The following is a 25,813-nucleotide window of genomic DNA, read 5'->3' as shown; positions in this document are numbered from 1 at the left end:
CTGATTTTGCGACTGCTGCGCAGCCGAGCGGGAGCAAGCTCCCTCGCCACAAAAGCAAGGCCCCATAGCAGGGCAATGAAGATTATGTGTACAAGTTTTTATATTTAACTGGAACAATCCAATAGTTTTTTGAGAACATCCCGTTCCCCGACGTGACCGCAATGCGTCATGGCGTCGCAGAACGACGTATTTAGTCTAATTTTCACAAGCGCAATTCATCATGTAGTATGCCGCAGCGCGCACTACATAACGCTGGATCGATGTCTGCCGCAGGTGCAGCCACAACCTGAAAGCCCCGTCAGCATGGCCTCAACGCCATTGATTGGTCATAACCCAGCCGCCCGCAATGGCATGTACTGGTCAACAGGTTTGTGGTTTAAATGCCAGAGGCTTCATTGTTAAATTGAAGAGCTGAAAAGCGAAATAGCTGAGCAGAGTGAGGCAAGCAATGACTGAACACGTTCAAGTCGGTGGCCTGCAGGTCGCCAAAGTCCTGTTCGACTTCGTGAACAACGAAGCCATTCCCGGTACCGGCCTCACCGCCGATAAGTTCTGGGCCGGTGCCGACAAGGTCATTCATGACCTGGCGCCGAAGAACAAAGCCCTACTCGCCAAACGCGATGATATCCAGGCTCGTATCGATGCCTGGCACCAGGCTCGTGCAGGTGTTGCGCACGATGCGGTGGCCTACAAAGCCTTCCTGCAAGACATCGGTTATCTGCTGCCAGAAGCGGCTGATTTCCAGGCAACGACGCAAAACGTCGATGACGAAATCGCCCGCATGGCCGGTCCACAGCTGGTGGTTCCGGTGATGAACGCCCGTTTCGCGCTCAATGCCTCGAACGCCCGTTGGGGTTCGCTGTATGACGCGCTCTACGGCACCGATGCCATCAGCGAAGCTGACGGCGCGGAAAAAGGCAAAGGCTACAACAAGGTTCGCGGCGACAAGGTCATCGCCTTCGCCCGCGCCTTCCTCGACGAAGCGGCGCCATTGGCTGCTGGCTCTCACGTCGATTCCACCGGCTACAAGATCGTTGACGGCAAACTGGTGGTCGCCCTTAAAGGCGGCAGCAATACCGGCCTGCGCAACGATGCACAGCTGATCGGTTTCCACGGCGATACAGCCGCACCGACCGCGATCCTGCTGAAAAACAACGGCCTGCATTTCGAAATCCAGGTCGACGCCAGCACCCCGGTCGGCCAGACCGACGCTGCCGGCCTCAAAGACATCCTGATGGAAGCCGCACTGACCACCATCATGGACTGCGAAGACTCCGTCGCCGCCGTCGATGCCGATGACAAAGTGGTGATCTACCGCAACTGGCTCGGCCTGATGAAGGGCGATCTGTCGGAAGAAGTCTCCAAGGGCGGTCAGACCTTTACCCGCACCATGAACGCCGACCGCACTTATACCGGTGTCGATGGTAAGGAACTGAGCCTGCATGGTCGTTCGCTGCTGTTCGTGCGCAACGTCGGTCACCTGATGACCATCGACGCGATCCTCGATAAAGACGGCAACGAAGTGCCGGAAGGCATCCTCGACGGCCTGGTCACCAGCCTCGCAGCGATCCACAGCCTCAACGGCAACAACTCGCGCAAGAACAGCCGTACCGGCTCGGTCTACATCGTGAAACCGAAGATGCACGGCCCGGAAGAAGCGGCGTTCACCAACGAGCTGTTCGGTCGCATCGAAGAAGTGCTCGGCTTGCCACGTAACACGCTGAAAGTCGGGATCATGGACGAGGAACGCCGTACCACGGTCAACCTCAAGGCCTGCATCAAGGCTGCCAGCGAACGTGTAGTGTTCATCAACACCGGTTTCCTCGACCGTACCGGCGATGAAATCCACACTTCCATGGAAGCCGGCCCGATGGTGCGCAAGGCGGACATGAAGGCCGAGAAGTGGATCGGCGCTTACGAAAACTGGAACGTCGATATCGGTTTGAGCACCGGCCTGCAAGGTCGCGCCCAGATCGGTAAAGGCATGTGGGCAATGCCGGACCTGATGGCTGCGATGCTCGAACAGAAAATCGCTCACCCGATGGCCGGTGCCAACACTGCCTGGGTTCCATCGCCGACCGCTGCCGCGCTGCACGCGCTGCATTACCACAAGGTCGATGTGTTCGCCCGTCAGGCTGAGCTGGCCAAACGTGCGCGCGCTTCGGTGGATGACATCCTGACCATCCCGCTGGCCGTCAATCCGGACTGGACTGCAGAGCAGATCAAGAACGAACTGGACAACAACGCCCAGGGCATTCTCGGTTATGTGGTGCGCTGGATCGACCAGGGCGTGGGCTGTTCGAAAGTGCCGGACATCAATGACGTCGGCCTGATGGAAGACCGTGCGACGCTGCGAATTTCCAGCCAGCACATCGCCAACTGGCTGCGTCACGGCATCGTCACCGAAGATCAGGTCATGGAAAGCCTCAAGCGCATGGCGCCAGTGGTTGACCGTCAGAACGCCAATGACCCGCTGTACCGTCCGCTGGCCCCGAACTTCGACAGCAACATCGCCTTCCAGGCGGCGGTCGAACTGGTGGTCGAAGGCACGAAGCAGCCGAACGGCTACACCGAGCCGGTCCTGCACCGTCGTCGCCGCGAGTTCAAGGCTGCCAATGGCCTGTAACTAAGCGCTGACGCCGGACAAAAAAATGCCCTGATCGAAAGATCAGGGCATTTTTGTTTGGGAACGATCACCTACACATCCATTCCCAACTCATGCTTGACCAGCGCCAACAGCTTGTCGGTATCGATAGGCTTGAGCAGAAAATCCACCACACTCAAATGCATCGCTTCGATGGCGTCTTTCACATCGGCGTCGCCGGAGACAATGATGATCGGCAACGCCGCCCGCACCGACTCACGTACCTGACGGATCAGATCCAGGCCATCGACATTGCCCATGCGTAAGTCAGTGATCATCAAACCGATTGAAAGCTTTTTCAGTTCAGCTTCATCAACCAACATCTTGAGTGCAGTTTCGCCACTTGCTGCGGTAATGCATCGAACCCCACCGAGTTCCAGAATCTGCGACAACAACTCCCGCGCGTCTCTATCATCGTCAACGATCAATACCCTTTGCGTCGGCAGGGCAGGTTCCAGCATGAGGGCACTCAGCGCCTCGCGCTCGGCGTCACTCAAAATATCGTGGTCGGACATGGCTTACTCTACGATTTCATTTCTATTCCCTAGCACATCCGTCAGACATCGCTAAGCAGGCCTTCAATGTGCACTTCGTCGGAAAAATTTCCTATAGCCAATGTAGGAGGTTTTTCGCACAGTTGCGTCAGACATTTCCCAAATACCTACAGCTTCACGTCCTACCTAGACTTACGTCCAATGGGCACCCCGCGCGCAGGGGCCGACCATGGCTGAGTCATCCGACAACAACAATCAAAAGACTGCGGTAATGGTTATGAGTAAAGAGGATGCCTTCACACAGGCAGGGAAAACCGCGGTGTTGCAGAACATCCAGGGCACTTTGCAGTTCCTTCAGCGCTTCCCGCCCTTCAATCAAATGGAACACGCTCACCTGGCGTACCTGGTCGAGCAGTGCCAACTGCGTTTTTATGCGCCTGGCGAGAGCATCCTCAAGCCCGCCGACGGCCCGGTCGAGCATTTCTACATCGTCAAGCAAGGCCGCGTCGTGGGTGAACGCCCGCATACGGCCAAGGGCGGCACCGAAACCACCTTCGAAATCACCACCGGCGAGTGTTTCCCCCTCGCCGCGCTGCTGGGTGAGCGCGCGACGCGCACCGAACATCTGGCCTCCGAAGACACCTTTTGCCTACAGCTGAACAAGCTGGCGTTCATCAAACTGTTCGCGCTTTCCAACGCATTTCGCGACTTTGCCCTACGCGGCGTGAGCAGCCTGCTGGATCAGGTCAACCAGCAAGTCCAGCAAAAAGCCGTGGAAACCCTCGGCACCCAGTACTCGCTCAACACCCGCCTGGGCGAATTGGCCATGCGCCATCCGGTGACCTGCAGCCCGACTACGCCACTGCGTGAAGCCGTGACCCTGATGCATGAGCAGCAGGTCGGCAGCATTGTGGTGGTCGACGAAGATAAAGCGCCGTTGGGGATTTTCACCCTGCGCGACTTGCGTCATGTGGTGGCCGACGGCACTGACGATTTCAACGAAGCCATCGAGCGCCACATGACCCGGGCGCCGTTTTTCCTGTCGCCGGACCACAGCGCCTTCGATGCGGCAATTGCCATGACCGAGCGGCACATCGCCCACGTCTGCCTGGTGAAAGATCATCGCCTGTGCGGCGTGGTTTCGGAACGTGATCTGTTTTCCCTGCAACGGGTCGATCTGGTGCATCTGGCGCGGACCATCCGCAGCGCCCAGAAAGTGGAAAACCTGGTCGCGATGCGCGGCGAGATCGGTCAACTGGTGGAGCGCATGCTGGCCCACGGCGCTTCTTCAACCCAGATCACGCACATCATCACCCTGCTCAATGACCACACTGTATGCCGGGTGATCGAACTGACCCTCGCCGAGAAAGGCGACCCCGGCATTGCGTTCAGTTGGCTGTGCTTCGGTAGCGAAGGTCGCCGCGAACAGACGCTGCACACCGATCAGGACAACGGCATTCTGTTCGAAGCACGGGACGCGGCCCACGCCGCCGAGATCCGCGGCAAATTGCTGCCCATCGCCCAGCAGATCAACCAGAGCCTGGCGCTCTGCGGTTTCACCCTGTGCAAGGGCAACATCATGGCCGGCAACCCTGAGCTGTGCCTGTCCCGGGCCGAATGGTCCCGACGTTTTGCCGCGTTTATCCGCGAAGCCACACCGGAGAACCTGTTGGGTTCGAGCATTTATTTCGACTTGCGGGTGGTCTGGGGCGACGAGCAAGGCTGCGAGCAGCTGCGTCAGGGCATTCTCGATCAGGTGAATGACAACCGCCTGTTCCAGCGAATGATGGCCGAGAACGCCCTGCGCAACCGTCCGCCCGTAGGACGTTTCCGTGAGTTCGTACTGGCTCGCAAGAATGGTGAGAAAGCCACCCTTGATTTGAAAGTCCAGGGACTGACGCCGTTTGTCGACGGTGCCCGACTGCTCGCCCTGGCCCATGGCATCGAGGTGAACAACACGCTGGAGCGCTTTCGCCAACTGGTGGACAAAGAAGTCATCGAACGGCTGGACGGTGCGGCGTATGAAGAGGCCTATCACTTCATCCAGCAAACCCGCATGCAGCAACATCAGCTACAGACTCGGGAGAACTTGCCCTACTCCAACCGGGTCGATCCGGACAGCCTCAATCATCTGGATCGACGGATCCTGCGTGAATCCCTGCGCCAGGCCCAACGCCTGCAAAGCAGCCTGGCCTTGAGGTATCAGCTATGAGCCTGTTTTCATGGCTGCGTCCGGCAGGTCCCAGCCTTCCCTGCGACCTTCAACAACGCCTGCAACGCTTGCCCTCGGCGGCAGAGCTGGGCGAATGCAGCCTGCGCGAACAACGCTGGGTGGTGCTCGACCTGGAAACCACCGGGCTGAACCTGAACAAGGATCGAGTGTTGTCCATCGGCGCGGTGGTGATCGAGGACGGGGCGATCGACTTCAGCCAGCAGTTCGAACGCACGTTGCAATGCGCCGACATGAAGTTGGCGCCCAGTGTGTTGATCCATGGCCTGGGGCCAAGTGCGATTGCCGCGGGCAGTGATCCGGCTCAGGCCCTGCTCGAGTTCATGGAATTCGTCGGCGAAAGCCCGGTGCTGGCGTTTCATGCGCCGTTCGATCAGCACATGCTCGGGCGCGCGCTGAAAGACCATCTGGGCTACAAGTTGCAGCATCCGTTTCTGGATGTGGCTGATATCGCGCCGCTGCTTTGCCCTCAGGCGCACATTCGCGATGCCGGGCTGGATCAGTGGATCGACTGGTTCAAACTGGAAGTGTTCGAGCGTCACAATGCCAGTGCCGATGCGTTGGCCACCGCTGAGTTGGCGTTGATTTTGTTCAGTCGGGCGCGGCAGTTGCAGATCCATAGCCCGTTGAATCTGCAGCAGCGGTTGAGTCAGTGGAAACGCAGACAGCGAGCGCCTTCCTTCTAAATCTCTGGCGCCTGTTCTGCCGCCATCGCGGGCAAGCCCGCTCCCACAAGGTTTTGTGTCGTTCGCCAATTTCGTGAACGACATAAGACCTGTGGGAGCGTGGCTTGCCCGCGATGAACGATGACGCGGTTCAATTGAAAACACGCCACTAAATCCACCCGACCAGCGCCAATTGCTTACCTCCCCCGCCTCTGCCACAATCGCGAACAATTCTCGTTACTTAACACTTCCCAATCGGTGATGCTGCGTGTCGTCAGTCCAAAGCCCTCAAAGTGAGCTCGTTGGTGCGTTGTATCGCGACCATCGCGGTTGGCTGTTGGCCTGGCTACGACGCAATGTGGCCTGTCCGCAACGGGCCGAAGACCTGAGTCAGGACACTTTCGTACGTTTGCTGGGTCGTGAAGAACTGAAGGAGCCGCGTGAACCTCGCGCGTTTCTGGTGGCGATTGCCAAGGGGCTGCTGTTCGACTATTTCCGCCGCGCCGCGCTGGAACAGGCCTACCTCACCGAACTGATGCTGATCCCCGCCGGTGAACAACCGTCGGTGGAGGAACAGCAACTGATCCTCGAAGACCTCAAAGCCATCGACCGCCTGCTCGGCAAGCTCTCAAGCAAAGCCCGGGCGGCGTTTCTCTATAACCGTCTCGATGGCCTCGGCCACGCCGAAATCGCCGAGCGCCTGGGCGTGTCGGTACCGCGGGTGCGCCAGTATCTGGCCCAGGGCATTCGTCAGTGCTACATCGCGCTGTACGGTGAGCCGGTATGAGTCCGGTCAGTTCGAAACCCGTCTCGGCGCAGGTGCTGGATGCCGCGATTGCCTGGCAGTTGTCCCTGGATTCCGGCAACCCGGTGGAGCGCGAAGAGTTCGCCAAATGGCACGCCGCCCACGAAGAACATGCGCGGGCCTGGCGCCAACTGGGCATGCTCGACCAGCGCTTCAGCGTCGCCAGTGGCCCGGCACGCACCGCGTTACTGCAATCGCGCGAAAGCATTCGCCGGCGGGTGCGCAAACTCGGCAGCGGCGTGGCCAGCATCGTGGCGGTGATCGGGTTGGCGTTGTTCGCCGGCGATCGTTATCTGCCGATCGACTACTGGCTGGCCGACCAGCGCACCGCCACGGGTGAGCAACGCACCCTGCGCCTGACCGACGGCACGCTGATCAACCTCAACACCCACAGTGCCGTGGATGTGCGCTTCGATGAAAAACAACGGCTGATCATCCTCCAGGAAGGCGAAATTCTCGTCGAAACCGGCCATGGCGATGCCCGGCCGTTCATCGTCGAAACCCGCGAAGGCAGCATGCGCGCACTGGGAACAAGGTTCCTGGTCAAGCGTGAAGAACAAGGTACACGCCTGAGCGTGCTGAAATCAGCGGTGGCGGCTCACCCCGAGTCGAGCCCGGAAGAGCAGATTCTGCGTGAAGGCCAGCAAGTCCTGATGCGCAGCAATGGCCTAGGGCCGATTGTCGCGCTCAACCTCGACGCCGATGCCTGGACCCGCGGCATGCTGGTGGTGGACAACACACGACTGGAAGACCTGGTGCGGGAACTCGGTCGTTATCGACGCGGGCATCTTGGCGTTGCGCCAGAAATCGCCGACCTGCGCATCACCGGCAGCTTCCCGCTGCACGACACCGATCTGGCCCTGAGCGCCCTGCTGCCGACCCTGCCGGTGCAGATCGAACAGCACACGCCGTGGTGGGTGACGGTCGCGGCGAAGACTGACGCTAAATGATCGTTCCCACGCTATGCGTGGGAATGCAGCCCGTGACGCTCCGCGTCACATGCCGAAGCGGACGCAGAGCGTCCATTGAGGCATTCCCGCGCAGAGCGTGGGAACGATCCCCCCTTAGCGACTGGTTTACTGAATCGAAATTATTTTCAATCAGCCCTATCACTTTTGAATTCTCGTCCGGCACCTAGGCAATTGAGAAATATTTCCATTCAGGAGCCGCTGTATGTCCCGTTCGCTCGACACCGTGTTGCGCCCCAGTTTGCTGGCGATTGCCATTGCCCTTAGTGCCCCTCTGGCCAGCAGTCAGCTGATGGCCGCTGAACAGGCATCCAGCGTTCGCGCCTACAACCTGCCGGCCGCGGCATTGGCCAACACTCTGAACCAGATCGCCAGCCAGGCGGGTCTGGCGCTGTCGTTGAATCCTTCACTGGCGGCAGGCAAGACCTCGGCACCGGTCAACGGCCAGTTCGACGCTGCCGGCGCCCTGCGCGAAGCCTTGCGCGGCACCGGTCTGCAACTGGAACAAAGCAGCACTGGCACCTTCAGCCTGGTGGCCGTGCCCGAGGGTGTGATGGCTCTGCCGGCGACCAGCGTGATCGGCGCGGAAAACACCGAGAGCGCTTGGGGTCCAGTACAAGGCTACCTCGCAAAACGTACGGCAGCAGGGACTAAAACCGATACGGCGCTGGCGGAGGCACCGCGGTCAATTTCTGTTGCCACCCGTGAACAGATGCAAGACCGCGCCGTGCAAAACCTGGATGACGCAGTCCGTTACATGCCCGGCGTCGTAGCCAGCAGCTACGGCAGCGATAGCCGCGCCGAGTGGTTGAAGGTTCGTGGATTTGAGCCCACCCAATTCCTTGATGGACTGCCCCTGCCCAAGGGCACCTATGCCATGCCGAAGATGGAAACCTGGGATCTGGAGCGTGTGGCATTGTTGCGTGGCCCGGCATCGTCGGTCTATGGCCAGACGCCTCCTGGTGGCTTGATCGATATGGTCAGCCGCCGCCCCGAAGACATTGCCAGCAACGAAGTGCAGTTGCAGATCGGCAGCTATCAGCGCAAGCAGATCAGCTTCGACAGCACCGGCCCCATCGATGACGAAGGACGCTTTCTTTACCGTGTCAGCGGCGTGGTGCGAGACAGCAATACAGCCATCGAGCACAACGATGACAAGCGTTACAACATCGCTCCCAGCCTGACATGGAACATCGATCCCGATACCAAGCTGACGTTCCTGAGCCAGTTCAACCGTGACGACACAGGCATCACCAGCCAGTTCCTTCCTTTACAAGGCACCAAGCTTTCAACGCCTGCTGGCGAAGTGAAGTACCACAAGAATCTCGGTGATCCGGAGTGGGAGTTCTACGACAAGACCTATTACGCGTTGGGATATGCTTTTGAGCACCGGATGAACGATGTCTGGCAGTACCGTCAGAACCTGCGCTACACCAAGAGCGACCTGTCCTTCCAAGGCATTACCGCAGGCGGTTTTTATGGTTCGGTGAGTGACGACGGTACCCTCGCCCGAGGTGCCAACATCGTCAACGAAGACATCAGCCAGTTCGCCGTGGATAACAATTTCCAGGCGGACTTCGATACGGGCTCGATCAGGCACACCGTGTTGCTGGGCCTGGACCACCAGCGCGTCAACACCAATTACAAATGGCTGTATGGCAGCGCGCCGCCCAGCAACATCATCACCCCGATCTACGGCCAGGACTTCAGCAACGTCAGCTATACCGCGTTCAATGATTACAACCAGAAGACCCATGACACAGGTCTGTACTTCCAGGACCAGATGGCCCTGGATAGCTGGCGCCTGACGTTGGGCGGCCGTCAGGACTGGCTGCACACCGATACGACTTTCTACAACATGAACGATGCAAAGGACACCCGCGACGACACCGCCTTCACCGGCAACGCTGCGCTGAGCTATGTGTTCGATTCCGGCTTTACACCGTACATCTCCTACGCCGAATCCTTCCAGGCGGAAGCCGGCGGTGCCAATGGCGAGGCGTTCCGTCCAGGCACTGGCAAACAATATGAGATCGGTATCAAGTACCAGCCTCCGGGCAGCGACATGTTGTTCACCGCAGCGGCCTATGACCTGACCCGCAAGGACATCGTGCTCAGTGACACCCTGGGTGTATCTCGCCCTCTGGGTGAGGCCAACGTGCGCGGGTTCGAGTTGGAAGCTACCGGAAACGTCAACGAGAACTTGAAATTGACGGCCGCGTACACCTACGCCAACAGCAAGATGACTAAAGTCACCGACCCTCTGGATAAAAACCGCCCACTCCCACTGACCCCGGAAAACCAGGCTTCTGCATGGGCTGATTACACGTGGCATACCGGTGTTCTGGATGGTTTCGGAATCGGCTTCGGCGTGCGCTATATCGGCGAAACCGACAATATCGCCATCGGCAGCATGGGCTTCGTACGCGATCCATCAGACGGCCATAGCAGTTCCTACACCGTCTATGACGCGGCAGTCCATTACGACCTGGGCCGCCTGAACAATACGCTCAAGGGTGTGAGTCTCAGCGTCAATGCCAACAACGTATTCGACAAAGAATACATTTCGACCTGCGACGGTTTTTACTGCTACTACGGCGACCGTCGCAACGTAATGGCCAGCGTCGGCTACAAGTGGTAACGCCTTGATCTGACACACCTGATATCCAAGCCGTCCCTCGAGGACGGCTTTGGTATTTCTGAAGGCTATGAAATGAAAAGCAAAACAATTCGCCGCTGGTCCTTCGTCCACACCTGGAGCAGTCTCATCTGCACCGTGTTCCTGCTGATGCTCGCACTGACCGGCCTGCCATTAATCTTCCATCACGAGATCGACCACTTGCTGGGCGATGCCGCTGAATTGAAGACGATGCCGGCGGACGCCCCGCATCTGAATTTGCAGCAGTTGGTGCTGGCCGCTGAAAAACATCGCCCCGGCGAAGTGATGCAGTATTTCGGCTTCGACGAAGACGAGCCCAACGCCGCGATCACGATCATGGCGGCCACCGCGGGCACTGAGCCGAATTCTTCTCACACCTTCATGCTCGACGCCCGCACCGGTGAAGCGCTGGAAATGCCGTCGGCCAACGGCGGCTTCATGATGATCATGTTGCGTCTGCACGTGGACATGTTTGCCGGTCTGCCGGGCAAGTTGCTGCTGGCGTTCATGGGCATTCTGTTCGTGGTGGCGATTGTGTCCGGGACGGTGCTGTACCTGCCGTTCATGCGCCGATTGAAATTCGCCACCGTGCGCCAGGACAAATCCACGCGCCTGCGCTGGCTCGATCTGCATAACCTGATCGGCGTGGTGACCTTGACCTGGGCCTTGGTGGTCGGCGTCACCGGCGTCATCAGCGCTTGCGCCGACTTGCTGATTGCCGCGTGGCGCAACGACAGCTTGAGCGCGATGGTCGCGCCCTATCGCGACGCGCCGCCATTGACCCATTTGGCGCCCGCGACCCGCTTGCTCGACATCGCCAAGGAAGTCGCTCCGGGCATGCAGCCGGACTTCATTGCCTTTCCCGGCACACGCTTCTCCAGCGAACACCATTACGCGGTGTTCATGAAAGGCAGCACTCACCTGACATCGCACCTGCTGACACCGGTGCTGATCGACGCCAGCACCCTGCAAGTCACCGCCGTGGCTGAACGCCCGTGGTACATGGACGCCATGGGCATGTCCCAGCCGCTGCACTTCGGTGATTACGGCGGCATGCCGATGAAAATCCTCTGGGCGACGTTGGATGGGCTGACCATCGTCGTGCTCGGCAGCGGCGTTTATCTTTGGGTGGTGCGGCGCAAGGCGGTGAAACCGGTGCTCGAAAACGCGGAGAGTGCAGCATGAGGCCGCGGCAGTCGAATTTCTGGAAAGTCTTCTCCACCCCGACAGTCATCGCCCTGCTCAGCGCGGCGGGGTTGTTTTCCGCGTTGCTGGGCGATGGCGTGTGGGACGCCTTGAGCTGGCTTGGACTGGGCATTCCCGCCATCCTCGCCCTGCGCGGCCTGCTGCAACGCCGCTAACCCAAATCGATCGGCGAACTCCTGTAGCAGCTGTCGAGCAGCGCGAGGCTGCGTCCGGCTGCGTCCGGCTGCGTAGCGGCCGCAGTCCGGCAAACGCGATTTGTCTGAAACAACTCGGCCGCAGGATGCACGACTGCTGCGCAGCCGGACGCAGCCTCGCGCTGCTCGGCAGCTGCTACAGAGTTAAATGCGCCAACCGTTTGAGCTCCCGGATCCACGCGCTATGCTGCCCAGCACTGCCCACTCCGAGATGCTGCCATGTCCGCCCCCAGCATGACCCTGTTCCACAACCCGTTGTCGCCCTTCGTTCGCAAAGTCATGGTGCTGCTGCACGAAACCGGTCAACAGGACCGCGTAGCGCTGCAAGACTGCGTGCTCACACCGGTCAGCCCGGACCTGATGCTCAACGAAGACAACCCGCTGGGTAAAATCCCGGCCCTGCGCCTGGCCGATGGCAGCGTCATCCACGACAGCCGGGTGATCCTCGATTACCTCGACCACCAGCACGTCGGCAACCCGCTGATCCCGCGTGACGGTTCGGCCCGCTGGCGGCGCCTGACCCTGGCCTCCCTGGCCGACGGGATCATGGACGCGGCGGTGCTGATTCGTTATGAAGTCGCCCTGCGTGCCCCGGAAAAACACTGGGATGAGTGGCTCGACGGCCAGCGCGAGAAAATTCGTCGTGGCCTGGCATTGCTGGAAGCGGACGCGATTGCCGAGCTGACCAGCCACTTCGACGTGGCGGCGATCAGTGTCGCCTGTGCGTTGGGCTACCTGGATTTGCGCCATCCGGATCTGGAATGGCGCACGGTGAATCCGAAGCTGGCTGCTTGGTATTTCGAAGTCAGTCAGCGGGCTTCGATGCTGGCGACGATGCCTAAGGTTTAGATTTTCACTGGCTGTCAGGGCCTCTTCGCGAGCAGGCTCGCTCCCACAGTTGATCGGTTGTGTGCACGAATTTTGTGTTCACTGGAGATCCCTTGTGGGAGCGAGCCTGTTTGCGATGGCACCACAGCGGATCCACTGGAAACAACACCGCAATCCGCGTCGCCAACGCTTCCCCTTCCCGCTGATCCTCACGCAACCCCAACGACCGGCTCATTCCACAGCCCCGAGATCAAACGCCAACGGCTTGGCCGGCTTCTGCCCGATCCCGTACCAGTCCAGCTTGCGGGTCAGCACCATGAACACACCTAACAACCCGAACAACAGCAGCGAACCCATCAGCAACGCGTAATCCTCGGCACTGAGCAAGCCATAGAGCAAGCCATACAACGCCGCCAGTCCCGCCGAAAAACTCAAGCCGTGACGCACGCTGCGCAGCACATGGCAGACATAAAACCCGATCAACAACACACAGCTGCCCGCCGACAACAGATACGCCAGGGCAAAGCCGATGTGCTCGGACAGCGATAGCAACAGCAGGTAGAAAAACGCCAGCGCCACACCCACCAGCGCGTACTGGATTGGATGCACGGCCATGCTTTTGAGCACTTCGAACAGGAAGAAACCGGCGAAGGTCAGGGCAATGAACAGCAGCGCGTATTTGATCGCCCGATCGCTTTTCAGGTACTGATCCACCGGGTCGATGAAGCTCACCCCGAAGTTGCGGCTCTTGAACTCGTCACAACGGTCGCTGGTCAGGCAGTTGGTCAAGGCTTCTTCCAGGTTGGTGGAAAAGAACGAAGTCTGCCAATTCGCGGTAAAACCTGTGCCGGTGACTTCACGCTGAGCCGGCAAGTAGTTGCCGATAAAACTCGGGTGAGGCCAGTTGGCGGCCAGTTGCACCTTGCTGGTTTTGCCGACCGGAGTGATCTGCAACTGGCCGGTGCCCTGCAGGCGCAGGTCAAAGGCGAATGCCAGTTCCGCGCCTTTGTGCCTGTCCAGCGCGGGCAACTTGACGTGTGCCCCCTCGCCTAGCCAGCCCAGTTGCGTGCCCGGTTCGAAGTCCAGACTCTGACCGTTGAGGTCCAGTTTCAGGGCATTTTCGATCCCGCGGATATCGCTGATGCCTATCGTCAGGAACGCTTGGTCAAACTGATAATCGGCGAAATCTTCCTCGATGCCCATTTGCGCGGGAATCGAAAACAGGCCGCTGATGTGGTTGTCGGCGTGGTACAGCCGCGCCTCGTAAATACCCCGCGAGCGCAACTCGGTCTGCACCTTGCCGTCGAGCTCGAAACGCTCCGGCAGAAAATACAGTTGGCCGCGTTCTTCGCCGATTTCCTGATAGCGCTTGTTGGTTTTCTCATTGGTCTTCCAGGTGCGCACCACTTTGCGATACGGCACCACCATGATCGGACCGCTCAGTTGCTGGCTGTAGCTGGAACTGCGGGCGATGTCTTCGAGGACAATGTCGCGCAGTTGCTGGCGATCCTGGATCACGCCGTTGATCATCAAGAGCGGGATCAGCAACAACAGAATCAGAAGGGCAATTGCCCCGAGTTTTAGGGTCAGGCTGCGGTTCATGGGACTCTCCCTGTTTGGATGGGGCGAGTCTGGGTGGTGTGTGTGGGGGATTTATGGGAGGAATGTGGAGAGTGTGTGGAGACTGGTTGATGTTGATCGTTTGATCGTTCCCACGCTCTGCGTGGGAATGCAGCCCGGGACGCTCCGCGTCCCATCCAAAGCCGAACGCAGAGCGTCCGTTGAGGCATTCCCACGCAGAGCGTGGGAACGATCACACGGGGAAGCGCAAACCTGCTTCAACACCGTCCCCGACATTGCCGATGCATAGTTCTCCGCCATGCAGCTTCATCACCTCTTCAACAAAATTGAGTCCCAGCCCCGTGCTCTTGCGCCCGCTGTCCGGTCGCGGCAGTGAATAGAATCGTTCGCTCAACCTCGGTAACGCATAGTCGGGAATCGCCTCGGCCTGGTTGAACAGTTTGAATTCGATTTGCTCGCCAACCTTCGCAGCACTGAATCGCAGCAATCCACGAGCCGGGGTGAAGTCCAAAGCATTCTCCAGCAGATTGCCCAGCGCCTGACGCAACAGGAACGGCTCACCGGTCAGCAGCAGATCCGCTGGGATGGTTTGCTCCACGCGCAACTGCTTGCCTTCGATGCGCGCCGCCTGAGCGCTCAGCAATTCATCGACCAACTTCGCCAGCGGCACCGTCACCCGCTCTTCCAGCCCTTGGCGTTGCTCGACCAGGGCCAGGTTCAACAGGCGTTCGATCAACTGCTGCATCCGCGCGCTTTCGCTGTCGATGTTGCTGACAAAACGCTGTTGCTGGGCCAGCGGCATCTCGCCCTGCAACAACTCCGCCGCGCCGCGAATCGCCGCCAGCGGGCTTTTCAGTTCGTGGGTCAAGGTGTGTACGTAACGCTCGACATAGGCTTTGCCTTCGAGCTGCGTGCGCATCTGCTCCACCGCCGTCGCCAATTGTTCCAGTTCGCCACCACGGTAATGCGGAACCTCGACCCGCCGGCCTTCACTGACCGCCTGAGCGTAAGCAGTCAACCGCCGCAGCGCCGCGCTCAACCACCACGACAACAGCGCGCCAAACAGCAGACCGAGGCCGATCAACCCGGCCCCCCAGGCAAGCAATCGCCGCTCGGTGCGATCAACGTATGGCTGCAACGAGCTATTGGGTTTGGCCACGGTAACCACACCGATGATCTTGCCGTTGTCGCGAATCGGGGCGCCGACGTGCATCACTGAGGAGCTCGGATCGTCTGGATCGCTGCGGCTGGAACGAGCGCCGTATTCGCCTCGCAGGGTCAGTAAAACGTCGTTCCAGCGCGAGTAGTCCTGCCCCACTGCCATGCCGCTGGAGTCCAGCACCACAACACCCTTGGCATCGGTGACGTAGATGCGGTGGTTGACCTGATTCTTCGGCAATCCCCAGATGTTCGCCTTCGGTTGCCGTTCGCCATAAGCCTTGAGCAGCTCGGGCCAGCGGTTCTGGTTCAGGGTGCCGGCCTTGAAGTCGTCGCGCAGGATTTCGGCCATCAGGTTGGCGGTGTCGACCAGCGTTTCTTCGGTGGACTGGCGCACGCCGGGACGGATTTCTTCCATCACGGTGTTCAGCACGAAATAACCGGTCAGGCCGATAAACAGCACATAGACCAGAAAGATCCGGATCCCCAGCGGCATCAGCTACGCCCCGGGCTGTAGCTGTAGCCGAGGCCGCGATGGGTCTGGATCGGCTCCGCGTCGGCTTTCACCTGGCGCAGTTTGGCGCGCACGCTCTTGATGTGGCTGTCGATGCTGCGCTCGTACCCGGCATCGGCGGCGACACCCAGCGCATCGAGCAATTGCTCGCGGCTGAAGACCCGTTCGGGTTGCTCCAGCAGGCATTGCAGCAGACGGAATTCATGACGGGTCAGGGTTAGCAGCTGACCGCGGTAGCTGATCTGTACCCGTTCGCTGTCGATGCGAAACAACGTCGATGCCACCTCGGCGCTCGCTCGCGGTGCCATGCGCTTGAGAATCGCCCGGACCCGCGCCGCCACTTCCCTTGGGCTGAACGGCTTGACCACGTAATCGTCGGCACCGATTTCCAGGCCCACGACGCGATCGATTTCGGCATCCCGGGCGCTGAGGAAGATCACCGGCACTTCGCTGAAACGGCGCAATTGCTTGCAGGTCTCGAAGCCGCTGATGTCCGGCAGACCAATGTCGAGAATGATCAGGTCGGCCGGTGTCTGGCGCTGATGCTCAAGCGCCGCGGCGCCAAGGCTCAGCCAGGTGGTGGTGAAGCCCTCGCCCTGCAAGGCGAAAATCAGGGTGTCGGCAATCGCCGCTTCGTCTTCGACAATCAGGATATGAGGCATGGCGTCCGAGCCCGGCAGTTAAGTGGGCGAACGGTGCCCCAAGGCTCACGTCACGTCAATGAGACCACTTCAAATCAGCAGTCGGGTTTGTCCGCCGTAAAGCGCCGTGCCGGGTTCACCGCCGCGCCGAACTCACGCAAGGCTTTGGCGCCAATCAACAAAGGGTAATTGAAGCTGCTGCGGTCGGTGAGGTTGACCTCCACGGTGCGCTTGACGTTGCCCAGGCACAGCTCCAGATCGACCACCGGACGCTTGGTGGGTTCGACCGATTCGTTGTCGTCGTCATCTTCTTCGGAGCGGGTCTTGATCTTGCTGATCCGCGCGACCTTGTGCTCGTAGACCTTGTTGCTCGCGCCTTTGGTAGCGAGGCGGAAACGCACCCACTCGTCGCCATCACGAGTGAAGGTTTCGATGTCTTTGGCCGACAGCGACGCGGTCAGGGCGCCGGTGTCCATCTTGGCCTTGAGGACTTCGCCACCGATTTCCGGCAGCGCGATGTATTCGTAGCGCCCGTACAGGGTCGGCTCAGCAGCCAGGACCGGCAGGGCTATAAGGGAAAGCAGTGCAAGGAGGGATTTCACGTAATGGGCTTCCTTGAGGAGTGGGCAGCGGAATTTTAGACCGTCAGTGAGCAATTCGTTCGTTCTTGAAATCGCTTCGCGGGCAAGCCACGCTCCCACAGGGTTTCGTGTCGTTCACAAACCTTGGGTACACCCCAATCTACTGTGGGAGCGGGCTTGCCCGCGAAGAGGCCGGAACAGTCCCCCCACAAATGACTGACAGGTTCAAATCTGCTCAAGCATACCGCCGAAAAGGTGAAACATTTGTCGTCACCGATTTGGCCTGCCGTCCGAAGCTGCTTATCATTGCGCGCCCAGAAGCTTTCAAGAGTTATCTATGCGCCGCCTGCTCACCGGCTGTTTCGTTACCCTGCTGCTGTTGCTCAACACCCTGGTCCTGTTCGGGCCGCTGATGGTGTTCGCCTTGCTCAAACTGGTCCTGCCCGGGCGCTTGCGTGATTACGCCTCGTGGACGGTGATGGCGATCGCCGAGACCTGGGCCGAAATCGACAAGCTGATTTTCCGCCTGTGCATCCCCACGCAATGGGACATCCGTGGCGGCGATGACCTGCGGGTCGACACGTCGTATCTGGTGATCAGCAACCATCAATCCTGGGTCGATATCCCGGCGCTGATCCAAACGCTGAACCGACGCACACCGTTCTTCAAGTTCTTCCTCAAGAAAGAGCTGATCTGGGTACCGTTCCTGGGGCTGGCGTGGTGGGCGCTGGATTACCCGTTCATGAAACGCTACACCAAGGCATTCCTGGCGAAGCACCCTGAACTGGCCGGCCAGGACCTGGAGATCACCAAAGCGGCGTGCGAGTTGTACAAGCGTCAGCCGGTGACAGTGGTCAATTACCTGGAAGGCACGCGCTATACCGCGGCGAAAAGTGCCCGGCAGCAATCACCCTTCACCCACCTGCTCAGGCCCAAGGCTGGCGGCGTGGCGTTTGTTCTGGCGGCAATGGGCGAACAGCTGGACGCGGTCCTTGATGTGACGGTGGTTTATCCGCAGCCAACGATTCCGGGCTTCTGGGATTTGCTCAGCGGTAACGTGCCGAAGGTCATCATCGACATCCAGACCCGCGAACTCGACCCGGCGCTGTGGCAGGGCGATTACCAAAACGATCCGCAGTTTCGCGAAACCATCCAGAACTGGGTCAACCAGCTCTGGATCGAGAAGGATCAGCGCATCGACGCGTTGCGCGCCGAGCGCCGCTGAATCAGATACCGGTGCCGGTGCCTGCGCCCCAGATCCCGCCCAGGTTTGTCAGCAGTGAACCGCCGACGCCCTGCTGACCGAAAAATTGCAGAAGCACGGGGGCAAACAGGCCGATCATCCCAGTGTCCATGCCCAATGCGCTGAAGGCACTGTTCAGGTCGTTGGTGTTACTCACGTTGCCCATGAGGTTGTCCAGACCTGCCGCTTTACCGGACGAGCCAAGCAAACCGCTGAGGACGCCCAGTTCACCGCCACCGGCCAGCAAGTCGATGCCGGGCACGCTTTTGGCCAACTCCGAGTAGTCGGTCGAACTCAATTGATTCCTCGCCAGACCGAGCATCGCCCCGGCACCGCCAATGGCTTGTTCCGGCGTCACGTTCAATTGGCTGAGCGCACTCAGCAAACCGGCGGTCTGCGCGGTCTGCGAAGTCGGCGCGGCGGCGTCATCGCCCTGCGTGCCGGAGAGGGCATTGGCCGCGTCGAACAGGTTGAACTGAGCAAAGACCGGACTGGCCGCCAGACACATCAGCGAAGCCAGTGCAAAACCGCGTGAAATCTTCATCCAGACATCCTCATGTGCCATGAAAACCGCCCGGCAATGGGCGGCGAAAAACCGTGGTTTGGACTGGCATCCAGGGGGATTGTTCCCAGGTTTGGCAAGCGCCTGACGAACAGTCGAAAAAGAATGGACCGGCGCAGGCCGCGCGTTGGCAGCCCTGTAAATGATCGTTCCCACGCTCTGCGTGGGAATGCCTCCTGTGACGCTCTGCGTCACGCTTTGGGACGCGGAGCGTCCCGGGCTGCATTCCCACGCAGAGCGTAGGAACGATCATCATCCAACAAAAAACGGCGACCCGAGGGTCGCCGTTTTGTTTTGCCTGAAGCCTTTACGCCGCGCTGAACAGTTTGTGTGGATCGATCACAAACTTCTTCGGCACGCCCGCATCGAACTCGCCATAACCACGTGGCGCGTCATCCAGACTGATGACTTCCACGCCAACAATGTCGGCAATGTGGATACGGTCCCACATGATCGCCTGCATCAGCTGGCGGTTGTACTTCATCACTGGCGTCTGGCCAGTGTGGAAGCTGTGGGATTTGGCCCAGCCCAGACCGAAGCGGATGCTCAGGCTGCCCATCTTCGCGGCGGCGTCGACTGCTCCCGGATCTTCAGTCACGTACAAGCCCGGGATACCGATTTTGCCAGCCACCCGAACCACGCCCATCAGCGAGTTGAGCACGGTGGCCGGAGCCTCGTGTTTCACCCCGTCATGGCCGTGACCACGCGCTTCGAAGCCCACGGCGTCGACGGCGCAATCCACTTCTGGCTCGCCCAGCAGTGCGGCGATTTGCTCGTGCAGCGGGGTGTCCAGGGACAGGTCGGCGATTTCGAAACCCTGAGCCTTGGCGTGTGCCAGGCGGACAGTGTTGACGTCACCGATGATCACCACGGCCGCGCCCAACAGGCGAGCGGAAGCGGCAGCGGCCAGACCGACAGGACCAGCACCGGCGATGTACACGGTGCTGCCCGGACCAACGCCGGCCGTCACTGCGCCGTGGTAACCGGTCGGCAGGATGTCGGAGAGGCAGGTCAGGTCGCGGATTTTTTCCATGGCCTTGTCGCGGTCAGGAAGTTTCAGCAGGTTGAAGTCGGCATACGGCACCATCGCGTATTCAGCCTGACCGCCGGTCCAGTCGCCCATGTCGACATAACCGTAAGCACCGCCCGGACGCGCCGGGTTGACGCTGAGGCAAACGCCGGTATGCATTTCCTTGCAGGAACGGCAGCGTCCGCAAGCTACGTTGAACGGTACGGACACCAGGTCGCCGATCTGCAGGTTCTCGACGTCGCTGCCCTTCTCGATCACTTCACCGGTGATTTCGTGGCCCAGTACCAGGCCGGTTTGAGCGGTTGTACGACCGCGCACCATGTGCTGGTCGGAACCACAGATGTTGGTGGAAACCACACGCAAGATGACAGCGTGGTTGATCTTCCTGCCGCGCGGGTCCTGCATTTTCGGATAGTCGATTTTCTGTACTTCGACTTTGCCATTGCCGAGATACACCACACCACGATTGCCAGACATGCTTTCACCTCGCTGTTGTTTTTATGTAACGGTCGCGTCGCCATGGGTCGGCGGCGCGTTGATTGCTCGGGTTATTGCCTGTGTGTCTTTGCGTTGTTTGTCAGGGCCTCATCGCGGGCAAGCCCGCTCCCACAGTGGACGGGGTGAACACAAGGTCTGTAAACGACAAAGGACCCTGTGGGAGCGGGCTTGCCCGCGAAGGCGATCTAAAGAACGACTGTGCGATTGGCGTTAAGGAACACTCTTCGTTCAATGTGATAACCAACCGCTCGCGCCAGGGTCAGCCCTTCGATATCCCGCCCCTTGGCGATCAAATCTTCCGGGTAATGACTGTGATCCACAGCTTCCACGCCTTGGGCGATGATCGGGCCTTCGTCCAGGTCGTTGTTGATGTAGTGCGCCGTGGCGCCGACCAGTTTCACGCCCTTGTTGTAGGCCTGGTGATAAGGCTTGGCGCCCTTGAAACCCGGCAGCAGGGAGTGATGGATGTTGATCGCCTTGCCGTCGAGTTTGCGGCACAGCTCGGGCGACAGGACTTGCATGTAGCGGGCAAGGATCACCAGTTCGGCGCCGGAGTCTTCGATCACCTGCCAGACCTGACGCTCCTGCGACGGTTTGTCGTTCGGGTCCAGCGGAAAGTGGTAGTACGGAATCTGATGCCAGTCCGCCAATGGCTTGAGGTCCGGGTGGTTGGAGACCACGGCGGCCACATCCATCGAGAGCTGGCCGATGCGCTGGCGGTAGAGCAAATCGTTGAGGCAGTGATCGGCTTTGGAAACCATGATCACCACTTTCGGGCGGTAGTTCGGCGGCGTCAGTTCGAAGATCATGCCGAAGGCTTTACCACGCTCTTCGAGACCGGCGCGGAAGGCTTGCTCGTCGAAGCCGTCGGGCTGGCGGAATTCCACGCGAATGAAGAAACGGCCCGAAAGCCGGTCATCGAAGGAATGGTGCTCAGTGACGTAGCAGCCCTGCTCGAACAGAAAGCGGGTCACCGCGTCCACGGTGCCGAGGACGCTTGGGCAGTCGGCGGTCAGAATCCATGTGTCTGGGGCGCGGCTCATAGTGCGGTGACTCCTGTAGCGAAACTGATCGTTCCCACGCTCTGCGTGGGAACGCCGCCATGGACGCTCTGCGTCCGCTTTGGGACGCGGAGCGTCCGCTTTGGGACGCGGAGCGTCCCGGGATGCATTCCCACGCAGAGCGTGGGAACGATCTTTACGCCTGGACGCTCAGGCCATATTCGGCCGCCGCATCCTGCAACCACAACCACCAGTAATCCGAGAAGCTGCGACGAATCAGCAGTTCCCAGGTGTCTTCGGCGGTGTGACGGATCACCAGTTGCGACTTGGCAAACACGGTGCCCACAGCCTTGCCCACCGGGAAGTTGTTGGGGTGCACGTCGTAGCTGGTGGACTTCATCAGCACCTGGCGCACGTTCGGGCCGCTCAGTTCGAGCAGCTGCTGGCCGCCGCTGACGTTGGTGATCGCAATGTGCAGGTTGCCCAGCGCTTCACGCAGTTTCTTCTCGGCAGCGAATTCTTCACCGGTCGGCACGATCAGCAGCCATTCATCCGGCCCCATCCATTGCAGACTGGTTTCGCCTTTGACGATGACGGTCAGCGCGCCCGGCAATTCGATACCGAGGGCTTTGTGCACACCGGCTGCGAACGCAGCATCATGGCCATCGCCACGGATGGTCAGGTGGCCGAGGAGTTTCTTCTCACGCACGATCACGCCGGCGTTTTTGCGGCCCTTGCCCACCAGGCTGGCGAGGTCGGCATGATGCAGCGACGACTCGGCCTTGGCCCCGGTGGTTGGGCGTTGTTGGTAAACATTGGCTGCGGTCATAAAGCACCTGTTCCTGTATTCGTATTCCTGTGGGAGCGTGGCTTGCCCGCGATGGGAGCAACTCGGTCTGCCTGTGGCACCGCGTTATCGTTCATCGCGGGCAAGCCACGCTCCCACAGGTACTGTGGTGTTAAACGTTCTGGCGATCGCCTTTCGGATCGAAGAACACCGAAGAAACGATTTCCGCCTCGATCACGCTGCCGTCGGCCAGCGGTGCGAACACCCGCTCACCCATGCGCTTCAAGCCGCCCTTGACCACACCCATGGCAAACGAATAGCCCAGGGAGTTGTGCAGGTAACTGGAAGTCACGTGACCGACCATGGTCATCGGAATGGTTTGCTTGGTGTTGAACACCAGTTGCGCCCCTTCCGGCAGCCATTTGGTCGGATCGATCGGCTTCAGACCGACCAACTGTTTGCGTTGATCACGCACGCAGTCTTCGCGGTTCATGCCACGCCAGCCGATCCACGAGAACGGTTTGGTGCGACCGACACACCAGCCCATGTTCAGGTCGTCCGGGGTCATCGAGCTGTCAGTGTCCTGACCGACGATGATGAAGCCCTTCTCCGCCCGCAGAACGTGCATGGTTTCGGTGCCGTAAGGCGTCAAGTTGTACTTCTTGCCGGCCTCGACGATTTTTTCCAGAACGCCCATGGCGTAGTCGGCCTGCACGTTGACTTCGTACGACAGTTCACCGGTAAACGAAATCCGGAACACCCGCGCCGGCACACCGCCGACCAGACCTTCTTTCCAGGTCATGAACGGGAAGGCTTCGTTACTCAGGTCGATGTCGGTGACTTCGCTGAGCAGCTTGCGGCTGTTCGGCCCGGACAGGGTCATGGTTGCCCAGTGATCCGTCACGGACGTGAAATACACCTTCAGGTCTGGCCATTCGGTCTGGTGGTAGATTTCCAGCCATTGCAGCACGCGTGCAGCGCCGCCGGTGGTGGTGGTCATCACGAAATGGTTGTCGGCCAGGCAGGCAGTCACGCCGTCGTCGAACACCATGCCGTCTTCTTTGCACATCAGGCCGTAACGGGCCTTGCCCACGTCGAGCTTGGTCCAGGCGTTGGTGTAGATGCGGTTGAGGAACTCACGCGAATCCGGGCCCTGGATGTCGATCTTGCCCAGGGTCGAAGCGTCCAGCAGGCCGACGCTGTCGCGCACGGCTTTGCATTCACGCTTCACGGCGGTGTGCAGGTCTTCACCGTTTTTCGGGAAGTACCATGGACGCTTCCATTGACCGACGTCTTCGAACTCGGCGCCATTCTTCACATGCCAGTGATGCAGCGCAGTGAAACGCACAGGCTCGAAGATGTGCCCACAGTGACGGCCGGCCACGGCGCCGAAGGTTACCGGCGTGTAGTTCGGACGGAACATGGTGGTGCCCATCTGCGGGATGGTCACGTTCAGCGAACGGGCGGCAATGGCCAGGCCGTTGACGTTGCCGAGCTTGCCCTGGTCGGTGCCGAAGCCCAGCGCGGTGTAGCGCTTGACGTGCTCGACCGACTCGAAGCCTTCGCGGGTCGCCAGTTCGATGGCGGCAGCGGTGACGTCGTTCTGCAGGTCGACGAATTGCTTCGGCGCACGGGCAGTGGCTTTTTCGTGAGGCACCTGGAACAGCGCCAGAGTCGGCTCTTCCAGACGGCTCAGGGCTTTCGGCAAGGTGCCTTCGACCACGCTGAAACCGGCTTCGCTGGCGGCGCGAGCACCACCTGCAAAACCATCGACCAGGGAATCGCCGAGGCCGTAGACGCCGTTGATGCCACCGACGCACACGCGTTTCTGCGGTGCTTCGCCCGGTACGAAACCGAGGATGTCTTCACGCCAGATCGGCTTGCCGCCCAAGTGCGACGCCAGGTGAACCACCGGGCTGTAACCGCCGGAACTGGCGACCAGGTCGCAATCGAGCCACTCGCCCGGGCTGGTCACGGTGTGTGCTTTGACATCGATCGCGGCAACGCGAGCGGCGGTCACGTGCTTGCTGCCACGGGCCTCGATCACAGCGCTGCCGGTCAGGATGCGGATGCCTTTGGCGCGCGCTTCTTCCACCAGCGCACCGCGAGGGTTGCTGCGGGCGTCGGCGATCGCCACGACTTGCAGGCTGGCGTCGAGCCAATCCAGTGCAACGCGGTAGGCGTGGTCGTTGTTGGTCGACAGCACCAGTTTCTTGCCCGGTGCCACGCCGTAACGACGCACGTAAGTCGACACAGCGCCGGCGAGCATGTTGCCCGGCACGTCGTTGTTGCCGTAAACCAGTGGACGCTCGTGAGTACCGGTCGCCAGCACTACACGCTTGGCGCGAACCCGGTGGATGCGCTGACGCACCTGGCCGATCGGGGCGCGGTCGCCGAGGTGATCGGTGAGGCGCTCGTGAATGGTCAGGAAGTTGTGGTCGTGGTAACCGTTGACCGTGGCGCGGGGCAACAGCAGCACGTCCGGGGTATTTTTCAGCTCGGCGATGACGCTGGCGACCCACTCGGTGGCAGGCTTGCCGTCGAGGCTTTCGCGGGAATCGAGCAGGCTGCCGCCGAACTCTTCCTGTTCATCGGCCAGGATCACACGCGCACCGCTACGGGCAGCCGCCAATGCAGCCGCCAGACCCGCAGGGCCAGCGCCGACGATCAGCACGTCGCAGTGCTGGTTCATGTAGTCGTAGGTGTCCGGATCGTTCTCGGTCGGCGAGCGGCCAAGACCAGCAGCCTTACGAATGTACTTCTCGTAAGTCATCCAGAACGATTGCGGGTACATGAAGGTTTTGTAGTAGAAGCCCGGCGGCATCAGCTTGCCGCCGACCTTGCCGAGAATCCCCATCATGTCGTTGTTCACGCTCGGCCAGCCGTTGGTGCTGGTGGCGACCAAACCTTGATACAGCGCTTGTTGCGTGGCGCGTACGTTCGGGATCTGCGTGGCTTCGGTCGCGCCGATCTGCAGCACGGCGTTCGGCTCTTCGGCACCGGCGGCGAAGATGCCGCGTGGACGCGAGTACTTGAAGCTACGACCGATGATATCGACACCGTTGGCCAGCAAGGCCGCGGCCAAAGAATCGCCCTCAAAGCCTTTGTAGGTCTGGCCGTTGAAGGTGAAGCTCAGCACTTTGTTACGGTCGATGCGTCCGCCGTTGGACAGGCGATTGATCTGGCTCATACCTTCTCTCCCAGAGCCGTGGCGGCCGCTTTCGGGCTATCGGTCTTGTCGGTGAATTGTGGCTTGGCGCCGATCTTGTAGGTTTCGAGAATCTCGTAGGTCACGGTGTCACGGGTGGCGTTGAAGTACTGACGGCAACCGGCGACGTGATCCCACAGCTCGTGGTGCAGACCGCGAGGGTTATCGCGGAAGAACATGTAGTCGCCCCACTCCTCGTCGGTGCAGCTGTTCGGATCCAGTGGACGCGGGATGTGCGCCTGGCCGGATGCGTGGAATTCCTCTTCGGAGCGCAGTTCGCCGCAGTGAGGACAGAAGATATGCAACATGGGGATTT

General features: G+C 60.1%; 21 protein-coding genes. 10 read left to right on the top strand and 11 right to left on the bottom strand.

Translation table 11 applies throughout. The features are described from left to right. Nucleotides 1-448: 448 nt before the first annotated feature. Nucleotides 449-2,626, top strand: a complete 2,178-nt coding sequence (locus AC3WP4_RS11330) for a malate synthase G (protein ID WP_102614886.1) — start codon at nt 449-451, stop codon at nt 2,624-2,626. 71 nt (nt 2,627-2,697) lie between these two features. Here the strand turns inward: AC3WP4_RS11330 and AC3WP4_RS11325 are convergent, their stop codons facing one another. Continuing rightward, the gene (locus tag AC3WP4_RS11325) at nt 2,698-3,159 is read right to left on the bottom strand and encodes a response regulator (RefSeq protein ID WP_074871465.1); all 462 of its coding nucleotides are present in this window, start codon (nt 3,157-3,159) and stop codon (nt 2,698-2,700) included. 250 nt (nt 3,160-3,409) lie between these two features. Here AC3WP4_RS11325 and AC3WP4_RS11320 point away from each other — a divergent pair, with 250 nt between their 5' ends. The 8 genes from AC3WP4_RS11320 (at nt 3,410) to AC3WP4_RS11285 (ending at nt 12,714) form a co-directional block, all read left to right on the top strand. Continuing rightward, nucleotides 3,410-5,350, top strand: a complete 1,941-nt coding sequence (locus AC3WP4_RS11320) for a putative nucleotidyltransferase substrate binding domain-containing protein (RefSeq protein WP_074880389.1) — start codon at nt 3,410-3,412, stop codon at nt 5,348-5,350. Further along, on the top strand, nt 5,347-6,054 hold the full coding sequence (locus AC3WP4_RS11315; protein ID WP_102614887.1) for a 3'-5' exonuclease: 708 nt from the start codon (nt 5,347-5,349) through the stop codon (nt 6,052-6,054). Before AC3WP4_RS11320 ends, AC3WP4_RS11315 begins: the two co-directional genes overlap by 4 nt. 247 nt (nt 6,055-6,301) lie before the next feature. After that, on the top strand, nt 6,302-6,820 hold the full coding sequence (locus AC3WP4_RS11310) for an RNA polymerase sigma factor (protein WP_046052410.1): 519 nt from the start codon (nt 6,302-6,304) through the stop codon (nt 6,818-6,820). Next, the gene (locus tag AC3WP4_RS11305; RefSeq protein WP_102614888.1) at nt 6,817-7,788 is read left to right on the top strand and encodes a FecR domain-containing protein; all 972 of its coding nucleotides are present in this window, start codon (nt 6,817-6,819) and stop codon (nt 7,786-7,788) included. The genes AC3WP4_RS11310 and AC3WP4_RS11305 overlap by 4 nt, the downstream gene beginning before the upstream one ends. A gap of 223 nt (nt 7,789-8,011) precedes the next feature. After that, nucleotides 8,012-10,447, top strand: coding sequence for a TonB-dependent siderophore receptor (locus AC3WP4_RS11300; RefSeq protein WP_102614889.1), 2,436 nt, complete (start codon nt 8,012-8,014; stop codon nt 10,445-10,447). A gap of 72 nt (nt 10,448-10,519) precedes the next feature. After that, nucleotides 10,520-11,650 (top strand): PepSY-associated TM helix domain-containing protein, encoded by a 1,131-nt coding sequence (locus AC3WP4_RS11295; RefSeq protein ID WP_102614890.1) that lies wholly within the window; start codon nt 10,520-10,522, stop codon nt 11,648-11,650. Next, complete coding sequence (locus tag AC3WP4_RS11290; RefSeq protein WP_074871475.1) at nt 11,647-11,826, top strand: hypothetical protein; 180 nt, start codon at nt 11,647-11,649, stop codon at nt 11,824-11,826. Before AC3WP4_RS11295 ends, AC3WP4_RS11290 begins: the two co-directional genes overlap by 4 nt. A gap of 258 nt (nt 11,827-12,084) precedes the next feature. Continuing rightward, the gene (locus AC3WP4_RS11285) at nt 12,085-12,714 is read left to right on the top strand and encodes a glutathione S-transferase (protein ID WP_074871476.1); all 630 of its coding nucleotides are present in this window, start codon (nt 12,085-12,087) and stop codon (nt 12,712-12,714) included. Between the two features lie 210 nt (nt 12,715-12,924). On the opposite strand, the gene creD is transcribed toward AC3WP4_RS11285, so the two are convergent. The 4 genes from creD to rloA2 form a co-directional block, all read right to left on the bottom strand. Then, nucleotides 12,925-14,295, bottom strand: a complete 1,371-nt coding sequence (gene creD / locus AC3WP4_RS11280) for a cell envelope integrity protein CreD (RefSeq protein ID WP_102614892.1) — start codon at nt 14,293-14,295, stop codon at nt 12,925-12,927. Between the two features lie 211 nt (nt 14,296-14,506). Next, nucleotides 14,507-15,928, bottom strand: coding sequence for a two-component system sensor histidine kinase CreC (creC, locus tag AC3WP4_RS11275; RefSeq protein ID WP_102614893.1), 1,422 nt, complete (start codon nt 15,926-15,928; stop codon nt 14,507-14,509). Next, a complete protein-coding gene (gene creB / locus AC3WP4_RS11270; protein ID WP_074871482.1) occupies nt 15,928-16,608 on the bottom strand; it encodes a two-component system response regulator CreB in 681 nt (226 codons plus the stop codon). The genes creC and creB overlap by 1 nt, the downstream gene beginning before the upstream one ends. Nucleotides 16,609-16,682: 74 nt before the next feature. Beyond that, complete coding sequence (rloA2, locus tag AC3WP4_RS11265) at nt 16,683-17,189, bottom strand: retropepsin-like aspartic peptidase RloA2 (protein ID WP_074871484.1); 507 nt, start codon at nt 17,187-17,189, stop codon at nt 16,683-16,685. A 316-nt stretch (nt 17,190-17,505) separates the two neighbouring features. Between rloA2 and yihG the strand changes: the two genes are divergently transcribed. Continuing rightward, nucleotides 17,506-18,393, top strand: a complete 888-nt coding sequence (gene yihG, locus AC3WP4_RS11260; RefSeq protein WP_074871485.1) for a 1-acylglycerol-3-phosphate O-acyltransferase, YihG family — start codon at nt 17,506-17,508, stop codon at nt 18,391-18,393. Nucleotide 18,394: 1 nt separating this feature from the next. Here yihG and AC3WP4_RS11255 read toward each other — a convergent pair whose 3' ends face one another. The 6 genes from AC3WP4_RS11255 to AC3WP4_RS11230 all read right to left on the bottom strand — a co-directional run bounded on the left by AC3WP4_RS11255 (nt 18,395) and on the right by AC3WP4_RS11230 (nt 25,805). Beyond that, the gene (locus AC3WP4_RS11255) at nt 18,395-18,955 is read right to left on the bottom strand and encodes a DUF2780 domain-containing protein (protein ID WP_102614894.1); all 561 of its coding nucleotides are present in this window, start codon (nt 18,953-18,955) and stop codon (nt 18,395-18,397) included. A 325-nt stretch (nt 18,956-19,280) separates the two neighbouring features. After that, the gene (fdhA, locus tag AC3WP4_RS11250) at nt 19,281-20,480 is read right to left on the bottom strand and encodes a formaldehyde dehydrogenase, glutathione-independent (RefSeq protein WP_074871488.1); all 1,200 of its coding nucleotides are present in this window, start codon (nt 20,478-20,480) and stop codon (nt 19,281-19,283) included. Between the two features lie 206 nt (nt 20,481-20,686). Next, the gene (purU, locus tag AC3WP4_RS11245; RefSeq protein WP_074871490.1) at nt 20,687-21,544 is read right to left on the bottom strand and encodes a formyltetrahydrofolate deformylase; all 858 of its coding nucleotides are present in this window, start codon (nt 21,542-21,544) and stop codon (nt 20,687-20,689) included. Between the two features lie 154 nt (nt 21,545-21,698). Next, on the bottom strand, nt 21,699-22,331 hold the full coding sequence (locus tag AC3WP4_RS11240) for a sarcosine oxidase subunit gamma (RefSeq protein ID WP_102614895.1): 633 nt from the start codon (nt 22,329-22,331) through the stop codon (nt 21,699-21,701). A gap of 130 nt (nt 22,332-22,461) precedes the next feature. Continuing rightward, on the bottom strand, nt 22,462-25,479 hold the full coding sequence (locus AC3WP4_RS11235; protein WP_102614896.1) for a sarcosine oxidase subunit alpha: 3,018 nt from the start codon (nt 25,477-25,479) through the stop codon (nt 22,462-22,464). After that, the gene (locus tag AC3WP4_RS11230; protein WP_033053963.1) at nt 25,476-25,805 is read right to left on the bottom strand and encodes a sarcosine oxidase subunit delta; all 330 of its coding nucleotides are present in this window, start codon (nt 25,803-25,805) and stop codon (nt 25,476-25,478) included. Before AC3WP4_RS11230 ends, AC3WP4_RS11235 begins: the two co-directional genes overlap by 4 nt. Nucleotides 25,806-25,813: the final 8 nt, after the last annotated feature.

Source organism: Pseudomonas sp. FW305-20, from assembly GCF_058788075.1.
The sequence above is the reverse complement of the archived record's forward strand: the minus strand, read 5'-3'. Positions and strand labels throughout refer to the sequence as shown.

What these genes read in the sequence shown, in the direction of transcription:
- AC3WP4_RS11325 (WP_074871465.1), bottom strand. Translation starts at nt 3,159, where the DNA reads ATGTCCGACCACGATATTTTGAGTGACGCCGAGCGCGAGGCGCTGAGT.
- AC3WP4_RS11240 (WP_102614895.1), bottom strand. Translation starts at nt 22,331, where the DNA reads ATGACCGCAGCCAATGTTTACCAACAACGCCCAACCACCGGGGCCAAG.
- AC3WP4_RS11305 (WP_102614888.1), top strand. Translation starts at nt 6,817, where the DNA reads ATGAGTCCGGTCAGTTCGAAACCCGTCTCGGCGCAGGTGCTGGATGCC.
- AC3WP4_RS11315 (WP_102614887.1), top strand. Translation starts at nt 5,347, where the DNA reads ATGAGCCTGTTTTCATGGCTGCGTCCGGCAGGTCCCAGCCTTCCCTGC.
- AC3WP4_RS11255 (WP_102614894.1), bottom strand. Translation starts at nt 18,955, where the DNA reads ATGAAGATTTCACGCGGTTTTGCACTGGCTTCGCTGATGTGTCTGGCG.
- AC3WP4_RS11285 (WP_074871476.1), top strand. Translation starts at nt 12,085, where the DNA reads ATGTCCGCCCCCAGCATGACCCTGTTCCACAACCCGTTGTCGCCCTTC.
- AC3WP4_RS11320 (WP_074880389.1), top strand. Translation starts at nt 3,410, where the DNA reads ATGGTTATGAGTAAAGAGGATGCCTTCACACAGGCAGGGAAAACCGCG.
- AC3WP4_RS11290 (WP_074871475.1), top strand. Translation starts at nt 11,647, where the DNA reads ATGAGGCCGCGGCAGTCGAATTTCTGGAAAGTCTTCTCCACCCCGACA.
- creB (WP_074871482.1), bottom strand. Translation starts at nt 16,608, where the DNA reads ATGCCTCATATCCTGATTGTCGAAGACGAAGCGGCGATTGCCGACACC.
- fdhA (WP_074871488.1), bottom strand. Translation starts at nt 20,480, where the DNA reads ATGTCTGGCAATCGTGGTGTGGTGTATCTCGGCAATGGCAAAGTCGAA.
- AC3WP4_RS11230 (WP_033053963.1), bottom strand. Translation starts at nt 25,805, where the DNA reads ATGTTGCATATCTTCTGTCCTCACTGCGGCGAACTGCGCTCCGAAGAG.
- purU (WP_074871490.1), bottom strand. Translation starts at nt 21,544, where the DNA reads ATGAGCCGCGCCCCAGACACATGGATTCTGACCGCCGACTGCCCAAGC.
- AC3WP4_RS11235 (WP_102614896.1), bottom strand. Translation starts at nt 25,479, where the DNA reads ATGAGCCAGATCAATCGCCTGTCCAACGGCGGACGCATCGACCGTAAC.
- yihG (WP_074871485.1), top strand. Translation starts at nt 17,506, where the DNA reads ATGCGCCGCCTGCTCACCGGCTGTTTCGTTACCCTGCTGCTGTTGCTC.
- AC3WP4_RS11295 (WP_102614890.1), top strand. Translation starts at nt 10,520, where the DNA reads ATGAAAAGCAAAACAATTCGCCGCTGGTCCTTCGTCCACACCTGGAGC.
- AC3WP4_RS11330 (WP_102614886.1), top strand. Translation starts at nt 449, where the DNA reads ATGACTGAACACGTTCAAGTCGGTGGCCTGCAGGTCGCCAAAGTCCTG.
- creC (WP_102614893.1), bottom strand. Translation starts at nt 15,928, where the DNA reads ATGCCGCTGGGGATCCGGATCTTTCTGGTCTATGTGCTGTTTATCGGC.
- AC3WP4_RS11300 (WP_102614889.1), top strand. Translation starts at nt 8,012, where the DNA reads ATGTCCCGTTCGCTCGACACCGTGTTGCGCCCCAGTTTGCTGGCGATT.
- creD (WP_102614892.1), bottom strand. Translation starts at nt 14,295, where the DNA reads ATGAACCGCAGCCTGACCCTAAAACTCGGGGCAATTGCCCTTCTGATT.